Source organism: Roseobacter fucihabitans, assembly GCF_014337925.2.
Classification (GTDB): Bacteria; Pseudomonadota; Alphaproteobacteria; order Rhodobacterales; family Rhodobacteraceae; genus Roseobacter; species Roseobacter fucihabitans.
In genome coordinates, this window is record NZ_CP143423.1 from 3,605,345 (window position 1) to 3,620,258 (window position 14,914).

Annotated in this window: 13 protein-coding genes; 5 read left to right on the forward strand and 8 right to left on the reverse strand. The window is 58.6% G+C overall.

Going from position 1 to position 14,914, the window contains the following annotated elements; translation table 11 throughout:
• The first annotated feature begins 87 nt into the window (after nucleotides 1–87).
• Complete coding sequence (locus tag ROLI_RS17700) at nucleotides 88–807, forward strand: response regulator (protein WP_187428938.1); 720 nt, start codon at nucleotides 88–90, stop codon at nucleotides 805–807.
• On the opposite strand, the gene ROLI_RS17705 is transcribed toward ROLI_RS17700, so the two are convergent.
• From ROLI_RS17705 to ROLI_RS17735, 7 genes are all read right to left on the reverse strand, one after another.
• Nucleotides 804–1,514 (reverse strand): GNAT family N-acetyltransferase, encoded by a 711-nt coding sequence (locus tag ROLI_RS17705; RefSeq protein WP_187428937.1) that lies wholly within the window; start codon nucleotides 1,512–1,514, stop codon nucleotides 804–806. The two genes, ROLI_RS17700 and ROLI_RS17705, sit on opposite strands and share 4 nt — an antisense overlap.
• 30 nt (nucleotides 1,515–1,544) lie before the next feature.
• A complete protein-coding gene (gene aspS, locus ROLI_RS17710; protein WP_187428936.1) occupies nucleotides 1,545–3,320 on the reverse strand; it encodes an aspartate--tRNA ligase in 1,776 nt (591 codons plus the stop codon).
• Between the two features lie 167 nt (nucleotides 3,321–3,487).
• A complete protein-coding gene (locus ROLI_RS17715; protein WP_187428935.1) occupies nucleotides 3,488–4,351 on the reverse strand; it encodes a glycosyltransferase family 2 protein in 864 nt (287 codons plus the stop codon).
• A gap of 113 nt (nucleotides 4,352–4,464) precedes the next feature.
• Nucleotides 4,465–5,142 carry a GntR family transcriptional regulator gene (locus ROLI_RS17720; RefSeq protein WP_262386411.1) on the reverse strand — a complete coding sequence of 226 codons (678 nt, stop codon included), beginning with the start codon at nucleotides 5,140–5,142 and terminating at the stop codon, nucleotides 4,465–4,467.
• A gap of 125 nt (nucleotides 5,143–5,267) precedes the next feature.
• Nucleotides 5,268–6,683 (reverse strand): tetratricopeptide repeat protein, encoded by a 1,416-nt coding sequence (locus tag ROLI_RS17725; protein WP_222869406.1) that lies wholly within the window; start codon nucleotides 6,681–6,683, stop codon nucleotides 5,268–5,270.
• Between the two features lie 120 nt (nucleotides 6,684–6,803).
• Entirely contained in the window at nucleotides 6,804–8,030 is a 1,227-nt protein-coding gene (gene acdA, locus ROLI_RS17730) for a 3-sulfinopropanoyl-CoA desulfinase (RefSeq protein ID WP_262386410.1), read from the reverse strand.
• Between the two features lie 96 nt (nucleotides 8,031–8,126).
• Nucleotides 8,127–8,975: a LysR family transcriptional regulator gene (locus ROLI_RS17735; RefSeq protein ID WP_187428933.1), complete on the reverse strand. Its 849-nt coding sequence runs from the start codon at nucleotides 8,973–8,975 to the stop codon at nucleotides 8,127–8,129.
• Between the two features lie 176 nt (nucleotides 8,976–9,151).
• Between ROLI_RS17735 and ROLI_RS17740 the strand changes: the two genes are divergently transcribed.
• From ROLI_RS17740 to ROLI_RS17755, 4 genes are all read left to right on the forward strand, one after another.
• Complete coding sequence (locus tag ROLI_RS17740) at nucleotides 9,152–10,366, forward strand: YcaO-like family protein (RefSeq protein WP_187428932.1); 1,215 nt, start codon at nucleotides 9,152–9,154, stop codon at nucleotides 10,364–10,366.
• Nucleotides 10,363–11,154, forward strand: coding sequence for a TfuA-like protein (locus tag ROLI_RS17745; protein ID WP_187428931.1), 792 nt, complete (start codon nucleotides 10,363–10,365; stop codon nucleotides 11,152–11,154). The genes ROLI_RS17740 and ROLI_RS17745 overlap by 4 nt, the downstream gene beginning before the upstream one ends.
• A gap of 62 nt (nucleotides 11,155–11,216) precedes the next feature.
• The gene (locus ROLI_RS17750) at nucleotides 11,217–12,473 is read left to right on the forward strand and encodes a hypothetical protein (protein WP_187428930.1); all 1,257 of its coding nucleotides are present in this window, start codon (nucleotides 11,217–11,219) and stop codon (nucleotides 12,471–12,473) included.
• 76 nt (nucleotides 12,474–12,549) lie between these two features.
• Nucleotides 12,550–13,053: a hypothetical protein gene (locus ROLI_RS17755; RefSeq protein WP_187428929.1), complete on the forward strand. Its 504-nt coding sequence runs from the start codon at nucleotides 12,550–12,552 to the stop codon at nucleotides 13,051–13,053.
• Between the two features lie 101 nt (nucleotides 13,054–13,154).
• On the opposite strand, the gene ROLI_RS17760 is transcribed toward ROLI_RS17755, so the two are convergent.
• Nucleotides 13,155–14,891 carry an adenylate/guanylate cyclase domain-containing protein gene (locus tag ROLI_RS17760; RefSeq protein WP_262386409.1) on the reverse strand — a complete coding sequence of 579 codons (1,737 nt, stop codon included), beginning with the start codon at nucleotides 14,889–14,891 and terminating at the stop codon, nucleotides 13,155–13,157.
• Between the last annotated feature and the right edge of the window lie 23 nt (nucleotides 14,892–14,914).

Below are 14,914 nucleotides of genomic sequence, written 5' to 3' on the forward strand. Positions count from 1 at the left end.
CTGCCGCAGTTTCAGGGCGCAGTTAACGGGCTGTTAGCCATATATGCGCCATGTTGAGTTGAAACCCGAGTCACCCCGGAGTCGATCATGGATAAAACAGACCCCTTCGCCGCAACCATACCTGCCCCAACCGCCACGCGCCCGCTGCTGGGTCTGACGGTTCTGGTGGTCGAGGATAGCCGTTTCGCCTGCGAGGCGATGCGATTGTTGTGTCTGCGCAGTGGGGCCCGCATTCGCCGCGCGGATTGCCTGCGCTCGGCGCGCCGCCACCTCCAAGTCTATCGTCCGTCCGTCGTAATTGTCGACCTGGGCTTGCCGGACGGCAATGGCGTCGATCTGATCTTGGAATTGACCAAGGCCGAACCGCGTGTCGATATCGTTTTGGGCACGTCGGGCGATCCTGACGGCCACGATCTCGCAATGGCGGCAGGCGCAGATGGGTTTCTGGAAAAGCCCATCACCTCGCTCGCGGCCTTTCAGCAGGAAGTGCTGTCAAATCTGCCCGCAGACCGCCAACCGACCGGGTTGCGCCAGCTCTCTGATGAGATCATCCACCCTGATCGTATGGCCTTTCAGGACGACATGGCGCATATCGCCGACGTGTTGCAAGACCCTGCCGATGAAGGTGCCCTTGATTATGTGGCGCAGTTTGTGGGTGGTGTCGCGCGATCCGCCCATGATGATATTCTGGAAAGAGCCGCGACCGATCTTGCCAAAAGCCGCGCAGCCGGCATGCCGAGCAGGGCCGAGGCCGCTAAAGTCGCCGGGCTGATCCAGGAACGTCTGACCCAAAAGCTCGCGATCTAAATCGTTGGATCACTCGCAACCCGTATCGGTTTCATAAAATCCCCCAGGCTTTTGTGCTGGCGACCTTCGGCATCAAAATTATCTGGCGCGAGCCAGGTTTCAAAGGCCAGTTTCAAGGCTTGCCATTCGCCGTCGATCGCCGCGAACCAGGCCGTGTCACGGTTGCGCCCCTTGGATATCGTGGCTTGCCGGAACACACCCTCATAGCTGAAGCCGTAGCGTTGCGCCGCCCTGCGCGAGCCGTGGTTGAGGGCATTGCATTTCCACTCATACCGGCGATACCCCTGTGAAAACGCCCAGCCCATCATCAGATACATGGCCTCGGTTGCCGCGCGGGTCTGCTGCAAGGCAGGGCTGTAATTGATGTGACCGACTTCGATGGAGCCGTTCTGCGGATCGATCCGCAGGTAGCTGGCAACCCCTTCCCAATTCCCTGTCTCCAGATTACGAATGGCATAAAAGAGCGTCGCCGGGTCCTGCACGATCTCTTTCACCCAACGATGGTAAAGAGCAGACGACGTGAACGGGCCATAGGGCATGAAATCCCAAACATGGTCCTCGCCTTCATAACATTGATAAAGAGCGGCGGCGTGCCGATCCGCATCCAGCTTTTCCAAGGCAACATATTGACCCGACATTGCCGCCCCTTGCGGGGCCTCCGGGGGTGTCCAGTCGGGCACAAGCGCGGCAGTGTCACAGAGTTTCATATCAGCACCTTAAAGGACGCGGGGCCGGTTTCATTCCTGCGGGATCACACGCAGCCCAAGATCCATCAACTGATCACTGGTGGGCTCTGAGGGGGCGGCCATCATCAGATCTTCGGCACGCTGGTTCATCGGGAAGAGAATCACCTCACGGATGTTGCTTTCCTCTGCGAGCAGCATGACGATCCGGTCGATCCCCGCAGCACATCCGCCGTGGGGCGGCGCGCCATATTGGAACGCATTGACCATGCCACCAAACCGCTTGCGCACCTCGTCTTCGCCGTAGCCTGCAATCTCGAAGGCCTTGAACATGATCTCCGGCTTGTGGTTCCGGATCGCGCCGGACACCAGCTCATAGCCGTTGCACGCCAGATCATACTGGTATCCCAAGACCTCCAATGGATCGCCCTCCAGCGCCGCCATCCCCCCTTGGGGCATGGAAAAAGGGTTATGTTCAAAGTCGATCCTGCCGGACTCCGCGTCCTTTTCATAGATTGGGAAATCCACGATCCACGCAAAGGCGAAGCGGTTTTCATCCGTCAGGCCCAGCTCCGCACCAATGACGTTGCGCGCCTTGCCTGCGACCGCCTCGAATGTCTTGGGCTTGCCTCCAAGGAAAAATGCGGCATCGCCGACGTCCAGACCAAGTTGGAGGCGAATGGCTTCCGTGCGCTCGGGCCCAATGTTCTTGGCCAATGGGCCTGCGGCTTCCATACCGTTGCCCTGATCGCGCCAGAAAATATACCCCATGCCCGGCAGGCCCTCTTTCTGAGCAAAGGCGTTCATGCGGTCACAGAACTTACGGCTGCCACCTTTCGGCGCGGGGATTGCGCGGATTTCGGTGCCTTCCTGCTCAAGAAGCTTGGCGAAAATCGCAAAGCCAGAGCCTGCGAAATGCTCCGAGACCGCCTGCATCTTGATCGGGTTGCGCAGGTCGGGCTTGTCCGATCCATACCAGAGGGCCGCGTCCTTGTAGGAAATCTGCGGCCAGTCCTGATCGACGGCTTTGCCGCCGCCGAACTCCTCGAAAATGCCGGTCAACACAGGCTGGATCGTGTCAAACACGTCCTGCTGCTCGACAAAACTCATCTCCAGATCGAGCTGGTAAAAATCCGTCGGGGAGCGGTCGGCACGCGGGTCTTCGTCGCGAAAACAGGGCGCGATCTGGAAATATTTATCAAACCCGGAGACCATCAACAGTTGTTTGAATTGCTGCGGGGCTTGCGGCAATGCGTAAAACTTGCCGGGGTGCAGACGCGACGGCACCAGAAAATCGCGCGCACCTTCCGGGCTGGAGGCGGTGATGATCGGCGTTTGGAATTCGCGGAATTTCTTGTCCCACATCCGGCGACGGATCGAGGCCACAACATCAGAACGCAGCGCCATATTCGCCTGCATCTTTTCGCGCCGCAGATCGAGGTAACGGTAGCGCAATCGCGTCTCTTCGGGGTATTCCTGATCGCCAAACACCTGCAACGGCAATTCGGCCGACGCTCCCAGCACTTCGATGTCGCGGATATAAACCTCAATCGCGCCGGTGGGGATCTTGGCATTGACCAGTGAGGCGTCGCGCGCCTTCACCTCGCCGTCAATGCGGATACACCATTCCGCGCGCGCCTTCTCGACCTGCGCAAAAACCGCGCTATCGGGATCACAGAGCAGTTGCGTCATGCCGTAATGGTCGCGCAGGTCGATAAAAAGCACCCCACCGTGATCGCGCACGCGGTGCACCCAGCCGGACAGGCGAACTTTTTCGCCGACGTTTTGCGCGGTCAGATCGGCGCAGGAGTGGCTGCGATAGGCGTGCATGGGCGTATCCCTTCGGGGTCAGATTTCGCGCCAGATACACCTTTTGAGCACAGGGAAGTCAAGGTGTTCACACAGAGATTCGCGCCTGGTTCTGCCTCTAAACACCCGGTTTTCGTTCTGATCGCCGCCAGGATGGGATTTCCGACAGGGTTATGTGGAAAGCCGGTCTATTTTTCAAGCCCGGAACCGGGGGGCATGTAATCGCCCTCTTGATAGCGCGACATCTCGAAACGCCGCGTGCCGTTCAAATAGGCCAGCGCCTGCGCCCTCTTGCGCGCCGACAGCACCGTCAAAGGGGACAACAGTTTGACAAAAGCCCGCGCCCAGGCCCTCAGACCGGGAAAAGACACCCCATGCCTGCGCTCCACATACATCCGCGACTGCGCAATGAAATAAGCCTTCATCGCGGCCCCCTGAATGGCGGTGCCGGAGGATTTTCCGCCCAGATGCGTCACCGTCGCACCATGTTCGATGCGCAGGGTCCAGCCGGCTTGTCGCATGCGAAACACCAGATCGTCATCCTCGTGATAAAGGAAAATATCCTCATCAAAACCGCCTACTTCATCAAAAGCAGATTGTCGGCAAAACAGCGCAGCCCCCGTCAGGATGTTGACCTGCACGCTGTCTTTATTGCCCGGAGCGGCATAGCGCCGGTCGGTGTATTCGGAGCGCGAAATCAACGCGGAGCGACGATCCAGCCGCAAATCCCCCTTGCCGTTCAGAATGGCCGGGTTCATCGCGCCCGCCCTGGGGTGCTTTTGCGCCGCCTCAATCAGCAATGCGCAACACGCCGGGGTCAGGGTCGAATCCGGGTTGCAGAAAAACACAAACTCCTTGTCATTTCCCGCAGCCCCCCGATTACAGGCGGCCCCGAACCCCATGTTGCGCGGCATTTCAATCACCCGTGCGCCATGGTCACGCGCGATCTGTATGGAGGCGTCCTGACTGTTGTTATCCACCACGACCACTTCGATATCGGCGGGGACGGAGGACAGAAACTGCGCGATCACCTCGGCACTGTTGTAGGTCACACAGACTATTCTAAGATGATCGTGCATAAGGGCCTGTGGAGTTTAAGGGAGCCAAGGCGCGCAAATTAGCCGGGATCGCGGACGCCCGCCAGCCCCCCTTGACCGACAAACTCTTACAAAGCATGCAATCGGTGACGTTCGAGCAATTTGACCAGCATTTCGCGCGCCTGTTGACGGTGGGCCCGGTGGGCGGCGCGCGCGATGGCGGCGTCCCCCTGCTCGATTGCCTGATACACCCGACGATGCGCTTCATTGGATTTCAACGGTACGGGCCGCATGAAAAGCGTTGTCGCGCGCGCGCGGCGCACCTGATCCCGCATCATCATGACAATCGCCTCGATGCGCCGGTTTTGACCCAAACGAACAAGTTCGCCGTGAAACCGGTCATCTGCCTCAGACCATTGCTCAAGATTATCGGCCGCCACCGCGATTTCCATATCCTCAATGGCGCGTGCCAAATCCGCCAGATCCCGCGCGCCGTAGCCTTTTTGCGCGGCCTGTTCGGCGGCGAGGCTTTCCAACTCGGTCAGCACGTCATAGATTTCGCGCATGTCATCAGGCGAAACAGGCAGGATGCGCACCCCTTTGCGCGGTCTCAATTCGAGCAGCCCCTGGGCTTCCAGCGTCAGAACCGCTTCGCGCACAGGCGTGCGGGACATCTCCAAAAGCTGCGCCAGTTCCTGTTCAAGATGGTTTGACCCAGCCGCCAATCGTCCTGAAAAGATCATCTCGCGCAGTGCATGCAACGCGCGCTGTGCGTTGGATTGGGATTTAGGCGTAGGATTTGTCAAAAAATCTCCAATGTGAAACCCATCTGCCCGCTCATGCTGGTGGCCCCCCATCAGAAGGCCCGAAACAGCAGCGTAAAGCAAGCCACGTCAGAAAAAGCGCGTTACCACAAGGTTTGCTCGCCTCCCTAAGCCGTCATCAGCGATTGCGCCTTTGCATTGGCGCGATCCGCCTGCCCACGATCCCCCAAGCCTTTGAAAGCACGGGCAACCGCGCGCCAGTTTTGTGCCGAGCTTGGCTTTATCCCAGTGCGTTCGTTGGCCAGCGCCAGCGCCAGATCGAACCGGCGCGCCCGCAGCGCCGCTTCCAGCAGTGTCCAGCCAATGATGTCGCGCTGTGCATAGCTGCCCCCGAGGCGATGCGTCATATAACGTATCGGCAAAAGCCGATCCACACATTGGGCGTAATTTTCGCGCTTGAAGTCCTGCATGGCCAGGCAAAACGGCAGTCCGATTTCTCGGGTCATGGCGACATTGGCATCCGACGCGTTTTCCAAATAGCGCTCGTTGGCCGACAAAAGCGCCTTTTGCGCCTCCACCCGATTATCGGATACGAAGGTTAGCATCGCATGCACATCGTTGAACGCGTAAAGCGTATCCTGCGCGGCAGGTTCCCATTTATTGGCCAGATGTGTCCAGCGATCCCCGCTTTCCTGTCCCACCAAATTCATCCGCCACAGCAAGGCCGCAGCATCCAGTTCCTCGTATCGATGACCGTCTTTGTTGCGCGAATCCAGATGCGTATCAAAGATGTCAAACACCTCATCATATTGTTCCAGATCAAGGTGATAGAGGCCCGTGTGCCACCACAAATGGTTGGCGAAATTGGAGGTGCCCCATGTGGCGGCGTGATCGCGCATGAAGCGGATACCGCCCGCCTGTCGGCCCCGCATTTCCATCACATGGCTCACCGTATGCACGGCATATGGGTTGTCGGGGCGGATCGAGAGAGCCTGGCGGGCCAACTCCTCCGCACGGGAAAAATCGCGGTTTTCTTCAAGCCCGAAGGAATAGAACCCGAGCACGAATTCATAGCCCGGAATGCTCTCGTCCCACAGGTTGAACACCCGCGCGACAACATCGCGTTGTCCCGGCACATCGCCCAGGAGCACCATGGTATAGTGGATCAGTTCCAGCGCGAGCAAATCCATCGGGTATTGCGTCAGCACGGCTTCCCATTTTTGCACCGCCCCAAAGAAATCCCCCCGCACCCAAGCCTGCACCGCCTCAAAGTGGCCGCGCTCGCGGTCATTCGCATCGGGCAGAAGGCGTTCCGCCTGCGCGAGGCTTTCCAGCATCAGATCATAGATCCGCGTTTCCATGGCCTGCGTCAGCCACCCGGCTTTGAACAGCCAACCCATCAGGAAATCAGGATGTTCAGCCAGGATTTGATCGATTTCGGCATTTGCATCGCCGCGAAAGCACAGCGACATGATGACCGCCCGTTCAAGCCCATCAATCGCGTCCCGATCACGATAGGACACCGGGATGCCCCGCACATCCGTAAAGGGCATTTGGGTTTTCGACGCAGTTTGTGGGCGCATTCGGGACGATCCTTGGCAATTCGAGTTGACCTCATAAATAGGGGTCTGGTTCGAAATTGCACTCAAGATCGGCAACTTCACGAAGACTCTATCGTTATTTTAACGCCCGCGCGGTTAAAGTCAGTCGCCCGCCCGCGCGTAACCGCCCCGCGTTTGCGGGGTTTTCATATCCAGAACCTTACCGGCAACCAGGTTCCGCAACATTTGTGCCGTGCCCCCGCCAATGGTGAACATCCGCGCATCCCGTACCATGCGTTCAACCGGCGTGTTGCGCGAATATCCGCTAGCCCCGTGCAGTTGCAGCGCATCATTGGTGACTTTGACGGCCATTTCCGACGCAAAGACCTTGGCCTGCGCCGCCAGCATCGGATCGGGGAAGCCTGATGGTTCATGATCCGCGCTTTTGGCCGCGCGCCAGATCATCATCCGCGCCGCATCGATCTGGATCGACATATCCGCCAGCATCCATTGCAACCCCTGAAACTCCGCGATGGGGCGGCCGAATTGTTCGCGCTTTTTGACATGGGCGCAGGCGGCCTCGAATGCACCCTGCGCGATGCCAAGTGCTACGGTCGCCGCCCCGACGCGCTGCGCGTTATAGGCGTTCATCAAACCGGAAAATCCGCGCTTGATCCCTTCGGGCGGCGTGATCAAACGGTCCAGCGGCAGCACCAGATTGTCGAAATGAACCGCTGTTTCCGGGATGCCGCGCAGGCCCATGGTCGGTTCGCGCGCGCCGATGATCAGACCCGTTTCGCCGAGGTACGCCATGAATCCGCCGATGCCTTTGAACACACCGCCCTCCATGACGCGCGCGAAAATCAGATGCAGGCGTGACACGCCGCCCCCTGTGATCCAGTGTTTGGACCCATTAAGCACCCAACTGTCGCCTTTACGCTCCGCTGTCGTTGTCATTTCCGTGGCGGCACTGCCCGCGCCGGGTTCCGTGATGCAAATCGCCGGTTTATCCCCGGACAGGACGTATCGGGCCGCCGTTTCACGTTGTTCCGGCGTGCCATAGGCGATGATCGCGCCGACCGCGCCCATGTTACCTTCCACGACGATGCGTCCGGACACACCGCAGCACCGCGCGAATTCCTCAACCACCAGCGCGACATCAAAGCAGGTCGCGCCCTGCCCTGCCAGATCTTCGGGGACGGACATCCCCATGAAACCGGCTTCGCTCAGCGATGCCACCACATCCAGCGGGTATTCTTCGGTACGGTCCGTTTGTGCTGCCGACGGTCGCGCAACGTGCTCGGCCAGCGCGCGCGCACGGGTTTTCAACGCACTCTGATCTGGCGTCAGAAAAAGCGATGAAACATCATGGTCATATCTATCAAACAAAACGCGTCTCCCGTCTGGACCTTGCAGATAGGGTACACCATTTAATAATTTGCAGTTAGCGAGTTATTTAATCATATGTCGTAAGTTTTTCAAACGCTACAGCGCGCGCAGAAAGGTTTGAATCAGGGCATCACACGCACCCCCCCTCATCGTAAGCGCGCCCACATCGCGCACATGTGGCGGATCGCCAAAAGGCACCGAGCGCAGCCCCGGCCATGTTCCGGAATGGCCGCGACACACAGGCACAATCGCGACACCCAACCCTTCGCGCACCATGCATTGGATGGCATCCAGCGAATCGATTTCCATCGTGGCCTGGACGGTAATGCCCTGCGCTTTCAACTGCGCCTCGATCGCGGCCCCCGCCCAGGTTTTGCGATTGAACCAGATGAAGGGCTGTTGGCGCAGCAAATCCCGAGCGTCACCGGCTGCGTCCTTGCGGGCGATCACGGCAAGCGGTTCATGGGCGATATGATGCCAGTCCAGACCGGCAATCGGGCGTGGCGGTTTGGTGCAGACCACAACATCCAGTCGCCCCTGCGCGAGGTCTGCGGCGAGTGCGTCGGAACTGCCGCTGCGCACATCAAATGACAGATCAGGGTGGGCGGCCTTCAATTCCGCCAGGGCTGCGGGCAGGAAACTGCTCAAAACCGTCGGGACGGCCCCCACGGTCAAGCGCCCCCGCACCAGCTGGCCGGACACCGCATCGCGCGCGCTGTCGCACAGATTGACGATCCTGCGGGCGTGATCGGCCAGAACATGCGCTTTTGCTGTTGGGACGGGAGGCCGGACGGTGCGATCAAACAGAACGACGTCCAATTCGGTCTCAAGGCCCTTCATCTGCAAGCTGATCGCGGAATGGGAACGCCCGACCTGCGTTCCGGCCGCAGCAAAAGAACCCTTATCGATCACGGCCAGCAGGATGCGCATTTGTTGGAGGTTCATGGAACAGTAAGCCAATGTTTGAAAGCGCCGGATCGGACGCGCGACGCTGCGACATTAAAGGACATAAGGGCCTGCGTCCAATGGATCAGGCGGAACCGGGGGCGGGTAAGAATTAAGACCATTTCAGATCGGGGACAGATGTGATTTGAAGGGTGTCGAGCAAGGGAAAGCACCCGATGGACGTGAACCACGCGCCAAAGAAGTTATTGAACGCCGGGTCCCATCGGGTGTGCAGCGTTGAGGAAACGCTCGCCCGCATCCTGCCGATGCGCCATGAATTCGGCATCACCCGCATCGCCAATGTGACCGGTCTGGACCGTGTCGGTGTGCCCGTCGCGATTGCGATCCGGCCTAATGCACGCTCGGTTGCGGTCTCCCAGGGTAAGGGCGCGACCTATCTGCATGCCAAGGCCTCGGCCCTGATGGAAGCCATCGAAATATGGCACGCCGAACGTTTCAACGGCCCGGTTTACTATGCGAGCTTTGCCGATTTATCACAGCAGCATGCGTTCATCAATCTTGCCCGCCTGCCGCAAACGCCGGGGCCTGAGATGGCCAGGACCACCCGCATGCATTGGGTTGCAGCGCATGATCTGATGAGCGATGCGCAAAAGCTGGTGCCGCTGGAAATGGTGCATGCCGATTATACCCATCCGCTGTCACAGGAGTGCGGGTTCTATCCGACCAGCACCAACGGTCTGGCCTCGGGCAACCATCCTATTGAGGCGATCTGCCACGCAATTTGCGAGGTGATCGAGCGCGACGCACTTGCCGTCTGGCATCACCGCCCCCTCGAGGCGCGCAGGCAAACCCGGCTCGATCCCGCCTCTTTCAGCGATGCCGCCCATATCGCCACCGCCGCGAAATTCGCCGCTGCCGGGCTGGAATGCGCGCTCTGGGATGTGAGCACGGATATCGGGGTGGCGACGGTGGTGTGCGTGGTCCATGAACCGGGCGTGCCGGATGCGCATCTTGGGTTGGGATCGGGCACGCACCCAGACCCCTCAACGGCTTTGCACCGCGCCATGAATGAGGCCGCGCAAACCCGCCTGAATTATATTTCCGGGGCGCGCGAGGACCTGTTCCACGCAGAATTCAGCGTGCAGGGTCGAGAAGAAAAGACTGCTGCTTTTGCGGATTTGCTGACACCAGACGCGCCGATGCGCAGCGTCGCGACCTTATCCGGGCAGATCAATAAAAGCCTGGAGGAGGATCTGGCATGGCTCAAATCCCGGCTGCACCAGGCCGGGGTTGAGGAGATTGCCGTCGTTGATCTCAGCCGTGCCGATTTTGGCATTCCGGTCGTGCGCGTGATCATTCCGGGCCTTGAGGCCCCGCATGACGACGCGGCCTATATCATGGGTCCGCGAGCCAAGCGGGGCATGGCATGATCCTTCTGTTTGCGGGGCCTTCCATCGCCGAACTGGACATTGACGCGCAGGATCAGATCGTGATCCGCCCCCCGGCCCAACAGGGCGATATCTATCTGGCGACACTCGAAAACCCGCGCGCCATTGCGGTGATTGATGGATATTTCGAAGGGGTGCCATCCGTCTGGCACAAGGAAATCCTCTGGGCGATGTCACGCGGCATCCCCGTTTTCGGGGCCGCCAGCATGGGCGCGCTACGGGCTGCGGAGCTGGAGGCTTACGGCATGACCGGCTTGGGTGCGATCTTTGAAAACTATCGCGACGGGGTGTTGGAAGATGACGATGAGGTGGCCGTGCTGCACGGCCCGCCGGAAATCGGCTATCCGACGCTGAGCCTTGCGATGGTCAATGCGCGCGCCACTCTGGAGGCCGCGCAGGATGCAGGTGTCATCACGCAGACACAGGCGCAATACCTTGTCGATAAAGCCAAATCCGAGTTTTACAAAACCCGCAGCTGGGCGAGCGTTCTGAACCAACCCGACCCGGACGTGCTGCCCGCACAACAAACCCAACACCTCGCCGACTGGATCACGACGCATCATGTCGATCAAAAGGCGGTGGATGCGCGCGCCCTGATCGACCACCTGGCGCAGGGTGAGGTCGCCCCCCCCGATGTAATGTTCCATTTCGAGGTCACGGACCTGTGGCTGACGGGTATGGCGCTTTGGCAAACCCGCCAGCGGAGCGTTCCGGAACAGGAAACCGATGGGTATCAGCTGCTCGGCGGTCTGGGCTTCTTGGATGAATAGACGGGGCGCGGTTTATGCGCTAGGTTTCAACAGATCGACCACACCATCGGGGCAATGACGTCATGGCAGGCACGCTGTTCAAACTGTTCCCGCAACCGCAATTCCTTGATGACTTTCGCGAACCCGAGATCATCGAGGTGTCTTCCCCGGCGGGCAGCCTTGATCCGGGGCCTTCCGATGAGCGCATGTATACGATTTTCCCGATCGGCAAAGCCCAGCCCTATGGCATTTCGCCGGATGGCTCGGATGTGCAGGCACCCCCCTGGAGAGGTCGGATCGAACCCAAAGCGATGCCCGACGAGCATGGAAACTTCGACTATCTCGAACCTGGCACGCCGCAATTTGAAACGGCGCATCTCTTTGGCACCGTGCGGTTTGTCATGGACATCTGGGAGGATTATTTCGGGCGCCAAATCCCCTGGCAAAGCGACAAGACCCATGACCGCCTTGAACTGACGATCCTGCCCTCGCTGGAAAACGCCTATTCGGGCTATGGGTTCATCGAAATGGGCGGGGATCGCTCCACCGGCAGCCTCAAACCGTTCAGCCTGAATTTCGACGTGATCGCCCATGAGCTCGGCCATGCCATCATCTATTCCGAAGTCGGCGTGCCGGACCCCAATCAGGTGACGGGGGAATATTTCGGCTTTCACGAAAGTGCGGCGGACCTTGTGGCGCTCATCTCGTCACTGCACTTCAATTCGCTGGTCGATCTGTTGTTGGAGAACACCAGCGGCAATCTTTATATGCTCAACGCGGTCAATCGCGTGGCAGAACTGTCGGACAACAAACAGATCAGGATCGCAGCGAACGACAAACGTCTTGCTGATTTTGCCGAAGGCTGGGTCAAGGAGCACCATTTATCGCAACCGCTGACGGGCGCGTTCTTTGATATTCTGGTCGATCTGTTTCACGAAATGTTGCTGGATTACGGCGCAATTTCCCCGGAAATGGAGGAGTTATCCGATCAATTGCTGGCGACATCGCAATATGCGCCGGTGATGCAGGAGTTGTTTGACGAGGCCTATGCCGCGCATCCTGAGAAATTCAAACTGGCCTTGCTGGATGCGCGCGATATTCTGGGGACCTATCTTGCGGATACCTGGCAAAGGCTGGACCGCCAGGATCTGAACTTCGTAGATATCGCCGACGTCCTCTTGGCGGTCGATCAGGAACATACCGGCGGGCGATTCGAACGGCTGATCCGGGGTAATTTCAAAATGCGCGACATCGGATTTGTCGAGGTTGGGCCACAACTTGAGCCATTAGGCAAAGACAGCCATGCAAATTCGGTGCGCACGATGGTTCCAATGGACTGAAAATCAAGAATACGTTATTAATTGAGAAATAAGCGCTGAACGGGGAGCAATCGATGCTCCCGAAAGGAATTGTAAAATGTCAGAATCACTTTTCGAATCCACATCCATTGTTCTGTTCGGCCGGGAGGTCGATGATCTGGCGATCATTAAGAAGGGCATATCCACGGCGACCACCTTCAGCAAAGAAACGAATCAGTTCGCCCGGATTTACGGCTTCACCTATGACGCGACCTATTTTGAAATTCCGACGCCGGTTTTGTTCATGATGAGCACCAAAGGCGTAAAGGCAAGCACGGTTGACGTGCCCGGCCCCAACCCAAAAGAGAAGAAGTTCTTTGAAAGCCTCCTGGCCTGGACCGTGAAGCAAACCGATAAAACGGTGCGCCTGGACGTGGATCAGGGAAAGTTCGAGGATGTCCTCTTGAGCATGATGCTTGGCGAGGGTGGCGGTCCGGGCGTTTCCGGAGCACGAGTGTCTGGCGCGCGGGTCTCCGGAGCACGGGTGTCCGGCGCAAGAGTGTCCGGTGCGCGCGTTTCAGGGGCACGGATCAGTGGTGCGCGCGGCGACGCCAGCGACTAAGCCTCAAGCGCGGGCTGCTGTTTGGAACTCTCACGGTGCGAACGAAAGTGGCGTGCCGAACCATCTGAGATTAACGTCGACATGGCAAAGAGCGTGCGATGTCAGAGGCCTGCGCGTTTCATGCCGTCTACGAAGTGCTGAACGTCATCTTCATATAGATCCGGCTGGACCGAACCCCAACGATCCACTGAGAAATTGGGGTGGGCCTTGCGCACCAGATCAGCCTGGACGCGGGCTTCCTCAAGCTTACCCAAATGCGCATAGCTGGCGGCCAGAATGCGCCGTCCTTCAGTTGGATTTTGCATCTTCTGGATCGCGCTGATCGCATCCTCATAGCGTTTGAGATTGAAATAAGCGCCGCCCAAATGCCAGATATATTGATCCGGGTAAAACGGGTTCAGCCGCATCGCTTTTTGCAGCAGATCAATCGCCTCTTCCGAGCGTCCCATATGAGCCAGCGCATCCGCCATATCCGACATCAGATCCGCATCATTTGGGTTTAGTTTCAGCGCGCGATCATAGGCGTTAATCGCAGGATCATGTTCCTTGCGATAGAGATGCGCAAAACCAAGCTCGCCAAAACCACGCGCGTCGGCCTCATCCAGATCAATCGCTTCACGCGCAAAAACCAACGCCTCATCAAGTGCTGCATCTGGTTTTTCCGCCCAATCGTAGCGCCAATCGAGGTTAAACGTCCGCGATTTGGCCGCATAAGCACGCGCGTAGCGTGCATCACTGCCAATCGCGTCCTCATAAAGGTCGCGCGCCTGACGCACCTCTGGCTGCGTGTAGCGGTGAACATGCCGGTGCCCTTTGAGCACAAAGCCATAAGCCATCAGGTTTGCCGGCGGAAGCAAGCGCATCCGGTCGCGTTCCGTCGCCTCAATCCGCGCCGCCGTGGCCGTCACGATGATCTGGGTGATCTCATCCTGAAGGTCAAAGATATCCTCGACGTCGCGGTTATATTGCTCGCCCCAGATGGTACGGTCTTGCAACGCATCCAGCAATTGCAGGGTGATGCGAATGCGCGATCCGGCCTTACGCACGGTGCCGTCCACCGCGTAACGCACGCCCAATTCACGTGCCGCCTGTGCGGGCGATTTGGCGCGATCCACATACATGTTGGCCGATCCGCGCGCGATCACGAAGAACTCCTGAAACCGCGACAGGTTGGTCGTGACATCCTCGGTCAACCCATCGGCAAACCACTGGTCATCCGCGTTGCTGCCCTGAAAACCGAAGGGAAGGACAACAATAGACTGGTTGGCAATCGGGCGTTCCTTGAATTCAGCAGAATTTTCGAGGTTGCGCCGCAGCCCCGGCGTCATCGCCGCCGTGGTTGGGTTTTCATGCACCTGAAAAACGTCAATGGTGCGGCCGATGTTCTTGAAATCCTGACCGCCCAGGTATTCATACCCATACCCCAGCTTGTTGCTGACGTGATCATAGGCAGCACCGGAAATACACACCTGCCCGGGGGCCGCGAAGGCCTCGATCCGGGCGGCGATGTTGATGCTCTCACCGGTGATTTCATTACCGCTCACCAGGATTTCGCCAAGGTTGATGCCAAAACGAAACCATATCTGCTCCGCTTCCGGCAGGCCCTCGTTTTCCGCGGCAAGGGTTTTCTGCATCTCCACCGCGAAGGTCACTGCGTCCACGGCGCTTTCAAAAACCATGAAGGCATTATCACCCGCCGATCCCTTGAATTCACCGGAATAGTCACCGATGGCCTTGCGGAATTGCTCCAACCGCCCCGTCACGGAGATGGTCGTTGCGACCTCATCAACGCTCATCATCGTGCTGAAATTTGCCACATCCGCAAACGCAATCGCCATCAGACGCCGCCTCAGCGGTTTGC

Coding starts and splice junctions, on each gene's coding strand:
- ROLI_RS17700 (WP_187428938.1), top strand. CDS start 88: ATGGATAAAACAGACCCCTTCGCCGCAACCATACCTGCCCCAACCGCC.
- ROLI_RS17760 (WP_262386409.1), bottom strand. CDS start 14,891: ATGGCGATTGCGTTTGCGGATGTGGCAAATTTCAGCACGATGATGAGC.
- ROLI_RS17755 (WP_187428929.1), top strand. CDS start 12,550: ATGTCAGAATCACTTTTCGAATCCACATCCATTGTTCTGTTCGGCCGG.
- ROLI_RS17705 (WP_187428937.1), bottom strand. CDS start 1,514: ATGAAACTCTGTGACACTGCCGCGCTTGTGCCCGACTGGACACCCCCG.
- ROLI_RS17745 (WP_187428931.1), top strand. CDS start 10,363: ATGATCCTTCTGTTTGCGGGGCCTTCCATCGCCGAACTGGACATTGAC.
- ROLI_RS17750 (WP_187428930.1), top strand. CDS start 11,217: ATGGCAGGCACGCTGTTCAAACTGTTCCCGCAACCGCAATTCCTTGAT.
- ROLI_RS17740 (WP_187428932.1), top strand. CDS start 9,152: ATGGACGTGAACCACGCGCCAAAGAAGTTATTGAACGCCGGGTCCCAT.
- aspS (WP_187428936.1), bottom strand. CDS start 3,320: ATGCACGCCTATCGCAGCCACTCCTGCGCCGATCTGACCGCGCAAAAC.
- ROLI_RS17725 (WP_222869406.1), bottom strand. CDS start 6,683: ATGCGCCCACAAACTGCGTCGAAAACCCAAATGCCCTTTACGGATGTG.
- ROLI_RS17735 (WP_187428933.1), bottom strand. CDS start 8,975: ATGAACCTCCAACAAATGCGCATCCTGCTGGCCGTGATCGATAAGGGT.